A 16,727-nucleotide genomic window follows, 5' to 3' on the forward strand; every position below is an offset into this window, starting at 1 on the left:
AAAGGGGAGACCGTATGGAGCAGGGCAAATTTCGCAGAAAATTAAGTTTACTGGACCTTACGTTGTTGGGTGTTGGGTCAATGGTCGGGTCTGGGTGGTTGTTCGCATCGCAGACAGCGGCCACAATGGCTGGCGCGATTGCGTGGATCCCATGGTTGTTCGGCGCACTTGCGGTCATGCTGATTGGACTGGTTTATGGTGAGATGGCTGCGGCAATTCCACGTGCAGGTGGGTTTGTTCGCTATCCGGATTACACGCATGGCTCACTTGTCGGGTACATGATTGGGTTTGCCTCCATGATGGCCTATTCCAGTGTCGCTGGTGTTGAGGCGGAAGCCGTTCGCAGTTACGCCTCCAGCTACATCCCTGGCTTAGAGATTACACAGGGGTCGGCGACCAACGTCACGCTAATCGGGAATTTATTTCAAATCGCACTTTTAGTCTTGTTCTTCCTGATCAATTATTGGAGTGTTCAAGTATTTGGAAAAATTAACACAATTGTCACTACGCTTAAATTTGTCGTTCCGTTGTTAACCATCATTATTTTGTTCTTCTCGTTTCATCCGAGCAACTTTACTGTCAACAAGGCGACGCCAGGTGGCATTCATGGTGCGATGCAGGCCTTGACGGCAGGCGGTCTTGTCTTTTCCTTCTTGGGATTTCGTCAGGCGGTCGACTTCGGTTCCGAAGCGAAGAATCCACAGCGCGACATTCCGCGCGCCATTGTGTTCGCCGTCTTATTGTCTACGGCGATCTACGTTCTATTGCAAATTGTGTTTCTTGGCGCTGTGCCACACGATATGATTGCGAATGGTTGGCAGGCTATTTCGTTTAAATCACCGTTCGCGAACTTGATGGAGACACTTGGACTCGGTTGGATGGCGGTCATTATCTTTGCGGATGCAATTCTGTCGCCGTCTGGCACCGGTAATATCTACTTGGCTGGTACGGCGCGCACACTGTTTGCCTGGGCGAAAAACGGGTATTTTTACTCGGTCATCGGCAAGATTGACGCACGTACGGGCTTACCGCGCGGCGCACTGTGGCTCACGCTCATTTTGTCGATTGTTTGGACCTTGCCATTCCGTTTCAGCATGTGGAGTGGACTGGTGGACGCGGTTACGTCGGCGACAGTCATGACCTACATGATTGGACCTGTTGGCGTCACTGCACTTCGCCGTACTGCGCCAGATTTGAAGCGCCCGTATCGGCTGAAAGGCCTCCACATTATCGCGCCTGCAGCGTTTATCTGCGCAACGTGGATCATCTATTGGGCCGGCTGGCAGACCGACTCGTTGCTCATTGGATTTACGCTTGCTTCTTTGATTCTGTACTTTGCGTTCATGGATAAGGATGCGGAATCTCGTCAGCGGATGAAGAATGAGTGGAAATCCGGCATTTGGTTGATTGTGTACTACCTGTTCATCGCTGCGATGTCGGTGCTCGGCAGCTTTACAAATACGAATGTGTATCACATCGTCATCCCGAATCCATGGGATACGATTATCGTCGGCGTCGGCGGACTCGTGTTCTACTATTGGGGTGTGGCGAGTGCGCTTCGCGTACCGCGTATTGCGGATGAATCCGAGGCAGAGGAAGTTCAGGGCGCCAATTACGCTGGTGCTACAGACAGCTCTGTACAAGCGTAAACAGAAGTTGGTCACAACTTCGAGCGCACACGGTTACCGTGTGCGCTTTTGTTTGTACAATTTGTTAAGACCGTTTTGCTATTTGCTCATAGACTGCCGCGAAATGGTTTGCAGATGCTGCCCAAGTGAACTGCGCTGCACGTGCATATGCAGCTTGACTGTATCTGCGGTATGTGTCTCCATCTACGACAATCTCGCGAATGGCTTGTGCAAATGCTGATGGACGATGAAATCGGGGAACCAGAATACCTGCTTCGTCGCCAATCGCCTCTGGAATTCCCCCGAGTTGGCTGGCCACCACCGGGAGTCCGTGACTCATCGCTTCGATATTGACGAGTCCGAATGCCTCGTGTTTTTGTGAGGGACAGACGAGAATATCGTGTTCAGCATAGACGTCATTCAGTTCTGTGGGGGGAACAAAACCTAAAAATCGAATGTCCGCGTCAGCGGACGCCTTTAGTAACGCTTTCCGATATGCCTTTTCCCATGGCGGTGTTCGCCCGACAATTGTGAAAGATACAGCCATGTCACTTGCCAGCAATTTGACGGCGTCCATGGCAACGTGAACGCCTTTTTGTGCAATGACGCGTCCGACATACAGCACACGCAGCGGATTGTGTGGGCGTTTGTCGGTGTGAGAAGCGCGTACTGTCGGCGGCAGTGTGAGGCCGGGATAAATCACATACGGGTGCCAGTGTTGTGAGAGCCCCATTTGTTCCCGGATAGTCTCAGATAAATCGCGGCTGTTACAGACAATTCCATGCGCGTGCGTGAGGACGTTTCGCGCGTGTTGCCGGGTGATGTGTCTCGCGCCAAGAAATGTCGTGGAGTGAAGGTTCAGGATGACCCGTTGTTCCGGGAATCTTCTGATTATCTCTAGGGTGCGACTAGGCCGGTTCTCAATCTGTACAATATCTGGACGTCGTTTGCGAATCATGTGTCTCACACGCCGCCAGTATTCCGTGGGCGTGGAGCGATGGACGATAACGTGAGTGTGGCGACCTCGCGGATGACGAATGCGGTTTGCCTTTGACCCAGGACTGACCAGGGTCACACGGACATTATCACACTGTGATAATGCCTCATACAAATGATTTACGTAAATTTGTACACTACCGCCCCTGTCCGGTGGGATTGGCAAGTCCTCTGGGGCGATGATCATCACATGCATAAAAATGCGCCTCCTCTCCTCGGAGACTCGCTCTACAGTATATGAGACTACAATCAAAGGGGCACTCGTGAGCATACACTGGCCTGACAAATGCTTGTGAATCCTACAGACCGCAAAACCGTGAACATGCGTTGTGCGTGCGCGGCCTGTGGGGATCATTGGAGGAATCGTGGTGCTCTTTGTTCTCACAGGTCGTGGTCCAACTGCGCTGCAAAATCTACCTAGGCGAATATTGACGTTCCAATTGTTACAACAGGCTTGTCGCGACGTGGGCATGGAAATGATGATCACGACACCGGCGAACGTAAACGGGAAGCGCGGCGTTTGCCACGGGTGGACGATGGGGGAATCCGCACAGACGATTTCATGGACGCCAAAAATCGCGCCAATGTCAGGTAACGTGCTGTATGACGCGATGTATCTACGCGACTTGAAAGTACACCGGAAGGCATACAAAAAAGTCCTTGCGAGCGCGCAAAAACACGGCTGCGTAGTCTTTAATCCCAAGCTTCCTGCGAAAGATGAATTGCATCAATTGCTCACAGAGGTCGATAGCATTTCGGAAAGGCGCTTGTCGCGCGGGCTTGTCCCTGCGTCGTACTTGCACGTGGATGTCCGACAAATTAAGCATTTGCTGCGAAAGGCAGAACAGTCGATGTGGTTGAAGCCGGTACATGGTTCCGGCGGACGGAACATGTTGTTGATTCAGCCGCTCTGCGATGGGCGATATCGCGTGCGAGGAGATCGGTTTTTTGATAGACATGTGTCGGCGGAGTGGCGGGAGTCGGAATTGGTGCGTCACGTACAACAAGCGTTGCGACGGAGGGATTACCTTCTACAAGAAGACATTGATCTGCTACAGACGCCCGATGGACGACGGGTTGACTTTCGCGTCACGCTGGCGCGCGGAGGCACGGGCGAATGGGAAATGACCGCGATCACGGCGCGCTATGCCCGCGCCGGAGGTGCACTCACAAACTTTCACGCAGGTGGCTCTATCCAGTCGTTGACCGAGGTGAACGAGGAGACCGCACAAGCGCTTTGGGAGTTGGGGTGCACCCGGCAGGAACTGACGCAAATCGCGAATTGTGCGAAGGAGGCCGCGCAGCGAATTTCCGCGGCATACCCTTTGGTGGGCGTGTTGGGGATTGATGTGGGGGTGCGGCGGCAGGACAAGGCGATGTACGTGTATGACTGCAACAGTCGCCCTGGGCGGGACATTTTAACGGACGCTGAAATTGCAAGGACCATGCGACAAATCGCACATTTCGCTCAATTTTTACAGAGCCAAAGCAAGCGGGTATAGAGCTTTCCTGTATAATGGACGTGTGAATAGCGGCGATGCCGCAAAGGAGGCTCTGTGATGGCGACGGAGAGTTTGTATGAAGGACGCCGGGCGCGGCTTGCAGCGGATTTGCGTGAGCGCGCGGTGGATGCTGTGGTGCTCACACACCCTGCATGTTTCTACTATTTCATCGGCAGTTTTGTGGAGACTGGCGAGCGCGCGGCAGGGTTGATTGTGTCGCAGGACGGATCGGCGAGACTCATTGCGCATGAGATGTTTCAAATGCCATTTGAGACGGCAGGTGTGCCGATTTCCTTTTGGAAGGACGGCGAATCTGCCTACCCGCTGTTTGCCCAGTACATTGGATTGGACAAGGGTACGGTGGCCATCGACGGCACGTGGCAGGCGCGCCACGTGATAGGCTTGCAGGCAGCGCTGCCGACGGACGTTCGCACGGTCAATGGCGATGCATTTATCGAGCGTGCGCGCGTGCGCAAGGACGAGGATGAGTTGAAGGCACTTGCTCACGCATCGTGGCAGGCAGATCAGGTGGTCCAGCAGTTGCGTGAACATCTCAAACCTGGGCTCACAGAGCGGGCGGTGTCGCGAAAAGTCAGTGAGTTGTGGCAAGCGGTTGGCGCCGATGGCGAGTCGTTTCCATCCATCATCGGGATCGGGAAAAACGGTGCGGAGCCGCATCACGAGCCAGATGACTCCGTTCTCTTTGGTGGGACGACCCTGATTGTCGATACGGGTGGTATCTACCAACATTACTGCAGTGATATCACGCGTACCTATATTCTCGGCGAACCGAGTGAAGAGATTGCCACCGTGTATAATCTTGTACTCGAAGCGAATCTCGCGGGAATTGCGGCAGCGAAGCCAGGTGTCACGCTTGGCGAGGTGGATGATATCGTCCGCGCTGTGATTGTGAAGGGCGGATATGGGCAGTATTTTACGCACCGGACGGGGCACGGGGTCGGACTGGATATTCACGAGGCCCCGTATGTGATATCAGGTAACGAACAGGTCCTTGAACCGGGCATGGTGATGAGTATTGAACCTGGTATTTACTTGCCCGGAAAGTTCGGGGTGCGCATCGAGGACTTGATTGTCATTACGGAGGATGGCGCCAAGCCGTTGAATAATGCCCCAAAAACGCTGGATGCCGTCACGGTGCGCATATAATTTGTCATCGGTTTACGAGAAGTCGTCATCGTATTCGTCGAGGCGCGCGATGGGGATAGCGGTGGTTTCCCCTGTGGACTGACGAATGCCCCACGCCATCACGCCTTCGAGTCCTGTGACGGTCAATCGGTCGTACTCTTCCGCGATGCGGTAGGTGCGGCCGATTTCGATATGGGCGGTAGGAAGAATTTCGTAGCTTTTCGCCAAGTACCACTTTGTCATGTGAATCTCGTATTCTGTCCAGTTTTCCTCGTCAAACGCGCGCTGCCCTTTGCGCTGAAGTTCCTTCATCTCGGCCTGTAGTTGTTCTTTGGTCATGTCGCTGTACAACACATCGGAACCCTCCTCGCGCAGGCAGTCATTGTTGTAACTGCCCATTGACGCGTACGTATAGCTCATCGTCTGTAATTATAACAAGTGTGACGTGGAGCCGAAACTTCCGGTTCTCGACTGTGATCGATTGCGGATCGATGATGCGATTTGGGAGGTCCGGGTGATCTAATAGAATTTGTAGGGATCTGCCTTGAAGAAATGCGAGATTTTTCTGCACGCGCGATTTAATCGCAGTTTGCACGGGGACGTCGTCAGGGATGTCGCAGTCGACGCGAATACTGCTGAGTACGGCTTCGGCATTGGGGTTTTGCACTTGTTCGGAGAGCAGCGTGTTTTCTGTCTCGAGCGCTTCATTTTCCTGTTGCTGTTCCAGTAGCTGTTCGTGCATGGTCTTTAAATCGTGTCCAGCGTAGAGCGTCACACCCGTGGCCCCGAAGATCATCCCGAGAATGAGCGCACCAAGGGTTTGTTTGACGCCGGATGACCGTATCATCATTTTTCCCCTCCGATGACCCATTGAATAATCACGTAGCCCACCTGACAGCCGATAAACGCGGCCACTAAGTAGAGAAATGTCCTGGCGATAGGCATAAAGGAAAAAGCGAACACGCCTCGGTGAATGACGCGCAACGTGTCCATGGTTCCACCTAGGGCGGCTGCCAGTGCCCAGATTTTCAAGTCGTCGGACAGGGTATTCATGGTTTGGAACGGATTGTGATGTGTGATAACAGCAGATAAGCCACCTAATAGTGAGCCCCCGATGACCATGCCCATCGACACAAAGAAATCGAGGATACAGTTGCCGATGACGCCGGAAAACAGCATGCCAGTCCCCTCCGCATTGCTCGTCTACTCAAACATACGGGACAACTTGGCGGCATATGCGACAGAATGTGTTGTACCGCATATTCGTGTGTTTGTCGAAAGAGACTAACGCTATCGACAGCGATGTCGATGTACGTACAAAATCTGAGTGGAAAGCGGGGCTGATGCGGATGATGAAGGCAGAAAAGTCACCGAAGCGCAATCGAATGATTGACCAATCGAAACGGACAATCATCGACGAAGAGACGCCTGATGATTTTTGTTATGAGGGTGGAACGTGTCGCGCAACAGGTGCTTCAGGCGTCACCGCTGGGGACCTTCGCACACTCGCGGCAAACGATAACCCGGATGATCTCGAGGGTGAACCGTATAAGCTGTAATGATTTTTGTGCGTGGCGGCGTCAGTCGGCAGAGGGCAATGCGCTCTCTGCCTCTTTATTGTCAAAAGCAGGAGAACAGATGCGGGTGTTTTCGTTCCTTGGTACCTAATGTTAAGATGGAAGAACAGTCATTTTTCAGTGACGTAGCTTTTACACATCGAGGAACCTGATAGGAATGAGCGGTGAGGACATGGACGACAACCAAAGAGCGACGTTACCCTTTTGCCTGGAATTCCTGGTCAGAGATACGGTCGACCAAGAAGATAAAGCTGTGTTCTCGTGGTCTGACGAATTGGCGCAGTCGGATGAAGCGCACTTGCGAGCAGCCGTCGAGCGCTTGCTTGAGCATGGATACATCACTGAATTCCATGAGGATATACGTAAATTACACCTGAATGCGGCGGCACTCATTCAGTTGCTGACGAATTTGCGCGAGATGGATGAATCGCTGTTGACCCGTGCACCTTCGTCAGCAAAGGGCAGGTTGTTTCAACAAGCTATAGCGGCACTGAGTTTGGCCGAGGAGATTGTACGCACGCGGGATATTTTTGCGGGGGCCTTCGTCACGTCCTTCACCGTGGAGGCGTGTTTGCAGGTGTTACGGGAGGCTGCATCGGCGGCGGATGACGTGATGCCACAATGGGGATCAGGCAATGGCACATTTGTCGGAATGTGGGTGCCGGCCTGGTCGATTCCGGAGTTCTGTAGTTTGCGTTTGTCTATCTTGTCCGGTTCTCAGTGGTCATCGGATGGTTCAGCGACGCTGTCGCCAGATGCGTTGTTGTATTCGACGCTGGACTGGTGGATGTTAGTGTGCGTCGATACGCTCGTTCGCAAGCAGCTATTTGACGTCGCCGACGCAACGACTTCCAGCGGCCAGTCCTATCGTGTGATGTACCGTGGGGAAGCCGATGTCATTGAAGCGTGGTGTGCTTCTTTGAAGGGCGCCGTTGGCAAGACATTTCCTGGTGACGGTTGGTTGGTCGCGCGGACGATGCGTCAGGCGTTGCAGAATTCCGGCTGGAAGGCGTCGAACATGGATGATTATTCGGGGCGGAATTTTTACACGTTATCTTTTCAACTCATTCCGCCGCCGGTCGATTCGACGGTTGCAGATTGGCGATTAGTCTATCAGGTGAAGCATCGGTATTTTGGCTGGACCAAACCGCTTGCAGATTGGTGGCGACAGCCGGAACGCGTGTGGATGGTGGGTCAAGACACGCTGGTGGAGCCCGATGTGTGGATGTTGCCGCTGTTGCGCGAAGCCGCGAAGGTCAGCCGTGAAATTCGCCAGTCATTTGCATTGTCAGCGCCCAGTGGGTGCGAAATCGCCGCCGATGACGTCTATACGTTTCTCACGGAATCTGTGTCCAGCTTGCGGGCGCTCGGCTTTTCCATTGATGCGCCCAATGTCCTGCGCGAGAATGGCTCAAGTGTGCGCGTTCGGGTTCGTGTAAAGCGCCCAAAGTCCGAATCCAGGCGCATGAATGGCGTTTCGCGACAGTGGTTTGATGCGAATCGGCTGGTTGATTTCGATTGGTCAGTGGTGATTGACAACCGGGAGATCTCCCGTGAGGAATTTGCCAAACTCGTCGCAAATCAGACGCCGTTTGTCCAAGTAGAAGGGTCTTGGCGGTTGATTCCAGTCGATGAAATCCTGCGGCAGGTGGAGGAGCTAGGGGGAATCGACAGGCCATTGTCGACGCGCGTCCTAGATTTGTCCCGGGCCATTCTCATGTCGTCGGAGACGGCACAAGTGCCGGTTCAAGTGGAGTATCAGGAAGAGGCACTGCCTATCGAACACGTCATTCAGGTACTGACCCACGCGTCGAATCCGCCGCTCGTGACCACGCCGCCGACGTTTCGCGGTGAATTGCGCCATTATCAGCAGTTCGGGTTCTCGTGGCTGATGCATTTGCGATCCATCGGCTGTGGCGCATGCCTGGCAGACGACATGGGACTTGGTAAGACCGTGCAGGTACTCGCCTATCTGCTGGCGCTCCGGGAACGCGGGGAACAGCAGGGCACGCACTTGCTCGTCTGTCCGACGTCGCTGTTGCCAAATTGGCGCGCAGAACTTGCGAAGTTTGCGCCGGATTTGTCGGTGTATGTGCATCACGGGAGTGATCGCGATTTATCTCCCCACGTACGGGCGGGTGAATCGGGTGTTCATCTGGTGATGACCACGTACGCCACGCTTGTTCGCGACGTCGAGTTGCTCAAGGAGTTGAACGTGGACGCCTTAATCGTCGACGAGGCGCAGAATATCAAGAACGTCGACACGAAGCAGGCGCAGGCCATCCGGATGATTCAGGCGAATCATCGAATTGCACTGACGGGAACGCCGATTGAGAATCGGCTGGAGGAACTGTGGGCGCTGATGGACTTCCTGAACCCTGGCTATCTCGGGTCTCCGTCGTGGTTCCGCAAGACCCTCATTGAAGGCACCCTGCGAAACCCCAGTGGCGATACAGCGACCAAGTTGCAGGTGCTCTTGCGACCTGTGCTTTTGCGGCGGAGAAAATCCGACCCGGAAATTCAAACCGAACTGCCAGAAAAGTGGGAGGTCAGCGAACGGGCTTTGCTCACAGCCGAGCAGGCGGCCATGTACCAAGCGATGGTCGACCAACTGTTCACGGAAATTACGCCGCTGCAAGGCGGGGGGATGTCGCGGCGCGGGCAGATTCTCGCGACACTCGTTCGCCTCAAGCAAATTTGCGATCACCCTTGTCTCGTCGCAGGCGGCCGACCTTCTGTCCAACGATCCGGCAAGCTCCGCCAACTGCTGGAACTGTTGCAGACGGTCGTCGACGAGGGCGAGAGTGCACTGGTCTTCACGCAGTTCCGAGATATGGGCGAAATCTTGTGCGACACCATCGAAGCGTCATTAGGGGTGCGTCCGCAATTCCTGCACGGAGGACTGTCGGCAGCGACACGTGGCAAAATCGTCGATGATTTTCAGCAGGGGAAGGACCCGTCTCCCGTTTTGATCTTGTCTCTTCGCGCAGGTGGCGTCGGCCTCAACCTCACGCGCGCGAACCACGTTTTCCACTTTGACCGCTGGTGGAATCCTGCGGTGGAAGATCAGGCGACGGATCGCGCTTACCGCATTGGTCAGACGAAGGATGTGCAAGTGCACAAGATGATTTGTACCGGAACGCTTGAGGAACGGATTGACGATTTAATCACGAGTAAGCGCGAACTCTCACAGGCCATTGTCGGGGGCACGAATGAATGGGTCACGGAACTCGACGACGACGCGTTGCGTGAATTGTTTACACTGAGTGAGCAGAACATCTGGGAGGAGGAAGAAGCGTGAACGTGAAGTCAAAAGGACGCGCCTCAGTCGTTGAAAACGCATGGAAAGTAGTCCTCAAAGAAGCGGATAAATCGCGCGCTCGCAAGGGAAAACAGGATGCGAAATCCGGGGCGGTTTCGAATGTGCGCACACATGACGGCGGGATTGTGGCCTCCGTGAAAACGACTGGCCCGGAGCGCGGCACTTTTCAAGTGTTCCTCCCGTGGCTGGCCGATTACACGGGTCACCGCCTCGATGTCGCCAAATGGTTGGCTCGCCGCCCGGATTGGATTGCGGCGCATTTCACTGGAAATTGGGATCTGGATTTTGTTCAGTTCGTGACAGATAATCAACTGAACTTGTTCCCGGATGAGACCACTTGGCAGAAAATTGAGCATGAGAGCAAGTGCACGTGTAGTGATTGGCAGCCCGTTTGTGCACACGTCTTGGCTCTGCTGTATCACTTGCTGGCCAGCGCTGATGCCAATCCGCTGAACATTTTTCAGTTTGTCGGTTTATCGGTGGACGAATTATTAGATGAGGCGCATCGCGAGAGTGCCCGGATGGTCATGGCGGAGCAATCAGAGGGACGTGATGTGTCACTGACGGCGCATCGCCTGGAAGATACCCAGGAAGCGTCGGCGCGGCGGGATTTGCGTGCGCTGATTGCACACGTGGAACCTGTCGCGCCGAACGGTCGTCTCGTTCCACAATTTATTGTCGAGCGAGTGGGCGACGGCCGTTAACCGACATGGGCTTCATCGGTCGGTATAGCGGCGTGATGCTCGGTGGTGTGGACAGATGGTTGTGAATCGGATGTCTCGTTCGGCGGTGTTGCTTGCATCGCCGATGGCTGGGACTGATCTACAGCCAGTGCTTGTTTGGCGAATAGTCCAAGTATGACGGCGAGTAAAATGATGGTGATAATAAACCCGATTGCCACGCGTATCCCCGTCCTTTGAATTGGCCTCTTACCTGAGCGTTTTGCAGAATTAACGTTCACAACGCATTTGACACTATATATAGTGTTCCATTGATAGTTCGTACACTATATATGTGCGAGAAACGGTGAAAAATCGAATTCTGCAAAACGCTCACCTATATAGACGACAGATGTCTACAAAATGTTTCATGTTGTTTCAAATTTTTTCGGGATTGTCTACGCGTGTTTACACCTGGCCTATGTTCTGCAATTTTGGAGATTCCTCGATGAGGAATTCAGTGAACAATTGAATCGATTTTGGATAGAAATCGGATTTTCTTTGAACCATCGAAAATTGCCTGGTTATCGGGCGCTCAGCAAACGGAATGGCCTTCAGTGTTTGACAGGTCAGTTCTTTGCGTATCGCCCAGGTGGACAACAGTGTGATTCCTAGCCCTGCTTCTACCGATTCTTTAATCACTTGCGTGCTCCCGTATTCAATCATGGCTCTCGGGTGTATCCCGAACTCCTGAAATACCCTATCTGTCACTTCCCGCGTCCCAGACCCCTGTTCCCGGACAATCCAGCATTCTCGTTCAAGCTCCGCTGCGGTCGCTCGGGATACCGATGCAAGCGGATGGGTACTGGACGCGACAACGACGACGGTGTCCTCGGCGAACGCGGTGACTTCCACGCTCCCTTCGTGACCCGCGTGTCCTTCCACAATGCCAATATCTAATTCTCCCCTGGAAACCTGTTCAACGACTGTGTGCGTGTTGGCGATTGTAATCGTCGGATCGATTTTTGGATATTGGCTTCGAAAGCGCGCGATGATGTGGGGGAGAACGTACTCGCCAAAAGTGAAACTGGCGCCAATCGCGAGCGTGCCACTGGCCTCTTCTTTTAAGTCCTGAATTAAGCGAGTCATGTGGCTGTACAAACTGAGAATCTCCCTTGCATGATGGTAAGCCACCTCACCGGCCTTGTTGAGGCGAACGTACTTGTTGGTTCTATCCAACAGTTTGATATCCAGGCGCTGTTCAAGCGCCTGGATATGTTGACTGATGGCGGGCTGACTGATGTGAAGCTTTTCCGCCGCCCGCGTGAAACTCTGCTCATCCGCGACTGTGACAAATGCGAGTAGTTGTTGATCCACCTTCACCGACCTCCTGATACCAACCAGATAACATGATAATAATATGGTTATCGTCATGATTTCAATTATGTATTTTACTTATCTTTTGTGGCGGAATACGATGTTCATGAAGTGAATGACGGAGGTGAGCGTCGTGAGTGTCATTCGGCAATTTGGACCGAATTGGTTTACAACAGTCATGGGTGTGGGCATTGTTGCTGTATTAACTTACACGTCCCCATTTCCAATTCCATTTGGGCATGGTATTGGGATCGTGTTGTTTGGACTTCTGAATGTGATTTTTGGATTGGCGTTTCTCTTTTGGTTGTTTCGCTGGATATTTCATACGGACGAAGCGCTGAACGACTTTCGTCATCCGGCACGCGCGCTGTTTTATGGTGCGTTTGCCATGGGAATTAACGTGGTTGGCAATGATTATCTACTGATTGGCGCACACATCTTCAACAGCAGTGTGGCCATTGAGGTAAGCAAGGTGATTTGGGTAGCGGGTACAGTGGTTTCCATTTTTACGGTTATCGTCGTCCCGTATTTGTTGTTTGTTGAACATCAAGTAGAGCAGCATCAAACCTTAGCGACGTGGTTGATTCCTGTCGTTCCACCGATTGTAGCGGCTGCTACTGGCACGAACCTCATTCCATTCTGGGGCGGTGCAACTGCACAGTTTGCCATCACGGCGTTAATCCTGGCGATGTTTGGTACGACGTTCTTTCTCTTCATCATGATTAGCGCGCTGGTCTATTCGAGATTGGTGTATCACAAGCGGTTAAGCGGAGAGGCGGCACCTAGCCTCTGGGTGGAGATTGGCCCAATCGGAATGTCGATGGCGACATTGAGTACATTGCCAATCAAGACGAATGCGATATTCGGTCAATATGCCAACCTGTTGCACGCACTTGGAATGACATTCTCGATGGCGCTTTGGGGGATTGGTATCTGGTGGATTATCATTTCAGCAATGCATTCCATACTGCATCTGAGCAAACGCGGCGAGGGGCTGCCATTTCACATGGGGTGGTGGAGTTACGTCTTCCCGATCGGCAGCTTTACCAGTGGTACCTATGCCCTTGTTCATCTTGTGAATTATCCATTTTACACAATCGCCGGATTTGCCCAGTTCATCATTCTTTGGATCTGTTTTGTGGTGGTGTTTATTCGAACGGCTATTGGGGTGTGGAAAGGGAATTTGCTTCAATGGAGAGCGTCCCATATGAATCAGAAGAGGCTTTTGAACGGAAAGACTACGGCATAACTCGCAAGTTTGTAGAGCGAAATGCGCGACGCATATGGGCGCAATGCCATCCCGCCATCTCGCGTGAGGAGAGAATCGATGATGATGATGCTGTTAACTGAGCGCTGCAGTCACCAGTTGTCAAAAGTGCAACTTGCCAAGGATTCGTACATCAGACTGTCCGCCGAGTATGAAGGCGGGGGATGTGGTTGTTCGGTGGCCGTGCAAATGAAAGTTGACGAGCGAATCTCGGAAGATGAATGTAGCGTAGCGAATGGCATTTCATTTCTCATGGATAAACATTCTCAAGCGGTATTGGGGGATAGCGTGTTTGAGTTGGATTTCAAAGATCACTTGGGCTATGTTTTGAAAACCCCAAATGAAACGCTAGCGTACGGGATTCGGTTGGAGCAATAAGACGATGGCGTGTGGTAGGAAACCACAGCGCGGCATGTCCAACAAGTGGACGTCACCATTCAGCAATGGCATTCCATACGGGATCACAGGGGGCTGGGGGAACTGGTCGTACGTGTGCATTGTAATCATTGCGAACATGGCTACGAGTACACACACGTGATTCGGGAATATGAAGAAGTGGAAGAACCACTAGGGCAGTGATGGCAATCGTCGTTTTGAAGCACCTGTGACAGCATGATTCGTTATGGTGTTTTGATTCGCGGCCTCATCTATAGATCATCCGCACTAATTCACAATCCAATAGATTTGTATAGATTTGCAACTACGTCATCGGTTAGACCATTGCATCGTCTTTACCCCTACTGTTGTTGAACGAACAGTGGGGGTATTTGTTTTGTCTAAATAATCATGCGGCATTTGTTTGAAGTGACAGATGATCTATCGACAATGGGGTTTTCGCAGGCTATTGTTGGATTATGTATTTTTCATTTGTTCGAAAACGCGTAGGATTCGGTCATTGAGAAAGATGAACCAGACATAGAGGTGGGGGCGTTTGTATGGAACCAACCGTAGCTGCTAGCGAGGAATACAGGCGCGCAGTCCAGCATACGGGATTGCTTGCGCCCATTCGTTCATCGCGAAATTTTACCGCTTTGTGGCTGGGACAAACGCTTTCGCAGTTTGGCGATTCCGTGTTGTGGGTGACGTTGCCACTGGCTGTATTTCATACAGCGAATTCGAACGCCACGTTGCAATTGGGTATTATTATGGGCTTATTTATGTTGCCGCAAGTGGTGCTCTTGCTGTTCACTGGATTGTTGGCGGATAGAATTTCCCGGATTCGCACGATGATGACGACGGATATCATCCGTTGTCTATTGGTTGCAACACTTGCAGTGTTGTATATGTCTGGCTTGATGGATACGCGAGTCCTCGCCTTTTTCGTGCTCGCTTATGGCGTCATGGAGGCGGTGTTTAATCCGGCGTATTCTGGGGCGCGCCAACAGGTATTTACGCCAGATATCCGCAATGCGGCGATATCGCTCACGCAAATCAGCATGCAAACTGCGAGGTTGGTGGGGCCTGCACTGGGTGGATTGATAGTCGGGTTCATCTCGCCGGCCGCGGGGTTTGGGCTGGATGCGTTGATGCTGCTTGCGTCGGTCATTAGTTTGACGTTCTTGCGCCTTCCTCCCATTCGGCGGAAGTCCACTTCGTCGCATGGTGTCAAGGATGCGGTGGCTGATCTCTTTGGCGGGTATCGCGAACTTCGCAAACATCCATGGTTGTTTATCACAATTTTGGCGTTTGCCTTTCTTAGCATCGCGAGTGCGGGTTTGACGAGCATTCTCGTGCCATGGGTGGTGAAAGTGCATTTGCAGCTTTCTGACATCTCGTATGGGTTGGTCAGCAGTGCTGCAGGCGTTGGGGCGGTGTTGGCTGCAGCCGTGTACGGTCGGAAAAAGTCGTGGCGCCATCGCGCTTATATCGCATACGGTGGTCTCGCCATTGAGGCTGTTACGCTCTTTTTTCTGTCGTTGGTCGATACCACGCCGATGCTTATGGTGTTGATGGCGATTGCCAACGCAGGCTCGATGCTGTTTGGCGTCGTTTGGGAAGGGAGTATGCAGGAACTGGTCGATCCGGAAGCATACGGCCGCGCCGCCAGTCTAGATTATTTTGGTTCTTGGGTCTTGCTCCCTGTCGGCAATGTGTTGACTGGCTGGCTTGCGGCGAAAGTGGGGGGGATCCACGCGGTCTGGGCTGAGTCCGCGTTCATGTTGTTGATTGTGTTGATTACAATGTCCGTACCTGCTGTGCGAAAGTTCGATTAAGGACGCAATACGGCGGTCATTTTGTTCTTGGTTCGCGTCAATGACAGGGGCGATGCGATGTGCTCTCGTGCGCGATTTGAGTAGTGTCACAAGCGATAGGTATGTCGCAAACAGCATCGTAAAGAGCATGACGGTGGTTGCGGATTGGTAGATGCCTGTCACACTGAACGTTTGCCCCACGGCGTTGGTGACGGTTTGATGGGTGTGGAGCAACAAGTAGGACTCCAAGTAACTCAGTGCCGTCGTTCCATACATAATGATGGGCATCACCCAGAAGCCAGTGACCTGTTGTTGGCGAATCGTCTGCGGCCGCAGGTGCAAGATGATGGCAAACGCTTGGAAGATAATCCATACCGTGAGGAACCAACCAAGATAATTGGTTAGTGGCACCCCGTTAAATCCTCCGCCATTCTCCCAAATCCATTGGTGACCTACAGTCGAGCTGATGGGATCCATGACGATATCCCACATGACCATAATGAATGCCGCGGTGATGGGCTGGATAATCATGCCGCCGATTGTGGCAGTGCGCTCGTCGCCCTGTTCAAGAATGGCGGAAGCGACGCACCAAGCTACATATCCGTAGGCGAAGTACGCAACGCCAATTGTGATAGGTACCTGAAATAGAAACGGCGTTCCGCTATGCGTGTAGTGATAATGCCCAAACGGGAAGCCGGAGGCGATGCTCAAATTCTCCATGGTGTTGCCAACCAGTTCCGTGATGACGAATAGCATGATGATATTGATAGCTCCGTAACGGCGTCCGCCGTGCCAGAAGACAAAGATGAGGCCGAGCAATATGAGAACTAGGGAACTCGCTTGCCCGACAATGGGTTGAAGGAGGACTGTAGCGCCCGTTAATATCGCCACAATCCAGAGCCCGACGTCCGCGCGCGTTCCAGATGGCGTTTTTGTATTCATTGTATTCCCTCCACTAGGCAGGATTTAAAATGGACCTTACAGTCCGTTTGTTCAATTTGTATTATCGGACTCTTGGGTCCACATGTCAAGGGGAGCCTTGCGTTCAGTGGACAGGTGAG

The 16,727-nt window shown here is 52.7% G+C and carries 15 protein-coding genes and 1 pseudogene; 9 read left to right on the forward strand and 7 right to left on the reverse strand.

The annotated features are described in order from the left end of the window. The first annotated feature begins 14 nt into the window (after positions 1–14). A complete protein-coding gene (locus K1I37_RS07825) occupies positions 15–1,649 on the forward strand; it encodes an APC family permease (RefSeq protein ID WP_021297104.1) in 1,635 nt (544 codons plus the stop codon). A 64-nt stretch (positions 1,650–1,713) separates the two neighbouring features. Here K1I37_RS07825 and K1I37_RS07830 read toward each other — a convergent pair whose 3' ends face one another. After that, positions 1,714–2,820 (reverse strand): glycosyltransferase family 4 protein, encoded by a 1,107-nt coding sequence (locus K1I37_RS07830; RefSeq protein ID WP_021297103.1) that lies wholly within the window; start codon positions 2,818–2,820, stop codon positions 1,714–1,716. 172 nt (positions 2,821–2,992) lie between these two features. Here K1I37_RS07830 and K1I37_RS07835 point away from each other — a divergent pair, with 172 nt between their 5' ends. Together K1I37_RS07835 and K1I37_RS07840 are read left to right on the forward strand one after the other, a co-directional pair. After that, on the forward strand, positions 2,993–4,126 hold the full coding sequence (locus K1I37_RS07835) for a YheC/YheD family protein (protein ID WP_021297102.1): 1,134 nt from the start codon (positions 2,993–2,995) through the stop codon (positions 4,124–4,126). Positions 4,127–4,183: 57 nt separating this feature from the next. Further along, on the forward strand, positions 4,184–5,293 hold the full coding sequence (locus K1I37_RS07840) for a M24 family metallopeptidase (protein WP_021297101.1): 1,110 nt from the start codon (positions 4,184–4,186) through the stop codon (positions 5,291–5,293). Between the two features lie 12 nt (positions 5,294–5,305). Here K1I37_RS07840 and K1I37_RS07845 read toward each other — a convergent pair whose 3' ends face one another. Genes K1I37_RS07845 through K1I37_RS07855 form a run of 3 tightly spaced genes read right to left on the reverse strand, consistent with a single transcriptional unit; the run spans position 5,306 to position 6,451 of the window. After that, on the reverse strand, positions 5,306–5,626 hold the full coding sequence (locus K1I37_RS07845) for a DUF1811 family protein (protein WP_021297100.1): 321 nt from the start codon (positions 5,624–5,626) through the stop codon (positions 5,306–5,308). A 25-nt stretch (positions 5,627–5,651) separates the two neighbouring features. Further along, positions 5,652–6,119: a sporulation membrane protein YtrI gene (locus tag K1I37_RS07850; protein WP_152498809.1), complete on the reverse strand. Its 468-nt coding sequence runs from the start codon at positions 6,117–6,119 to the stop codon at positions 5,652–5,654. Then, positions 6,119–6,451 (reverse strand): YtrH family sporulation protein, encoded by a 333-nt coding sequence (locus K1I37_RS07855; protein ID WP_021297098.1) that lies wholly within the window; start codon positions 6,449–6,451, stop codon positions 6,119–6,121. The genes K1I37_RS07850 and K1I37_RS07855 overlap by 1 nt, the downstream gene beginning before the upstream one ends. 56 nt (positions 6,452–6,507) lie before the next feature. Between K1I37_RS07855 and K1I37_RS07860 the strand changes: the two genes are divergently transcribed. The 3 genes from K1I37_RS07860 to K1I37_RS07870 all read left to right on the forward strand — a co-directional run bounded on the left by K1I37_RS07860 (position 6,508) and on the right by K1I37_RS07870 (position 10,875). Beyond that, on the forward strand, positions 6,508–6,831 hold the full coding sequence (locus K1I37_RS07860; protein ID WP_021297097.1) for a hypothetical protein: 324 nt from the start codon (positions 6,508–6,510) through the stop codon (positions 6,829–6,831). A 175-nt stretch (positions 6,832–7,006) separates the two neighbouring features. Beyond that, the gene (locus K1I37_RS07865; protein ID WP_021297096.1) at positions 7,007–10,150 is read left to right on the forward strand and encodes a DEAD/DEAH box helicase; all 3,144 of its coding nucleotides are present in this window, start codon (positions 7,007–7,009) and stop codon (positions 10,148–10,150) included. Further along, on the forward strand, positions 10,147–10,875 hold the full coding sequence (locus K1I37_RS07870) for an SWIM zinc finger family protein (protein WP_021297095.1): 729 nt from the start codon (positions 10,147–10,149) through the stop codon (positions 10,873–10,875). Before K1I37_RS07865 ends, K1I37_RS07870 begins: the two co-directional genes overlap by 4 nt. Here K1I37_RS07870 and K1I37_RS07875 read toward each other — a convergent pair. Both K1I37_RS07875 and K1I37_RS07880 read right to left on the reverse strand, forming a co-directional pair. Further along, entirely contained in the window at positions 10,872–11,072 is a 201-nt protein-coding gene (locus K1I37_RS07875) for a hypothetical protein (RefSeq protein WP_152498808.1), read from the reverse strand. The two genes, K1I37_RS07870 and K1I37_RS07875, sit on opposite strands and share 4 nt — an antisense overlap. Before the next feature lie 226 nt (positions 11,073–11,298). Then, positions 11,299–12,207, reverse strand: coding sequence for a LysR family transcriptional regulator (locus K1I37_RS07880; protein ID WP_021295917.1), 909 nt, complete (start codon positions 12,205–12,207; stop codon positions 11,299–11,301). A gap of 133 nt (positions 12,208–12,340) precedes the next feature. Between K1I37_RS07880 and K1I37_RS07885 the strand changes: the two genes are divergently transcribed. The 3 genes from K1I37_RS07885 to K1I37_RS07895 all read left to right on the forward strand — a co-directional run bounded on the left by K1I37_RS07885 (position 12,341) and on the right by K1I37_RS07895 (position 15,687). Beyond that, positions 12,341–13,456, forward strand: a complete 1,116-nt coding sequence (locus tag K1I37_RS07885; protein ID WP_021295916.1) for a TDT family transporter — start codon at positions 12,341–12,343, stop codon at positions 13,454–13,456. Positions 13,457–13,534: 78 nt separating this feature from the next. Next, positions 13,535–13,852 (forward strand): iron-sulfur cluster biosynthesis family protein, encoded by a 318-nt coding sequence (locus K1I37_RS07890; protein WP_021295915.1) that lies wholly within the window; start codon positions 13,535–13,537, stop codon positions 13,850–13,852. Positions 13,853–14,409: 557 nt separating this feature from the next. Next, a complete protein-coding gene (locus K1I37_RS07895; RefSeq protein ID WP_021295914.1) occupies positions 14,410–15,687 on the forward strand; it encodes an MFS transporter in 1,278 nt (425 codons plus the stop codon). Positions 15,688–15,930: 243 nt separating this feature from the next. Here K1I37_RS07895 and K1I37_RS07900 read toward each other — a convergent pair. Further along, positions 15,931–16,608, reverse strand: a pseudogene (locus tag K1I37_RS07900) (carotenoid biosynthesis protein); the annotation flags it as partial. Positions 16,609–16,727 lie beyond the last annotated feature (119 nt).

It is taken from the genome of Alicyclobacillus acidoterrestris, assembly GCF_022674245.1.
Classification (GTDB): domain Bacteria; phylum Bacillota; class Bacilli; order Alicyclobacillales; family Alicyclobacillaceae; genus Alicyclobacillus; species Alicyclobacillus acidoterrestris.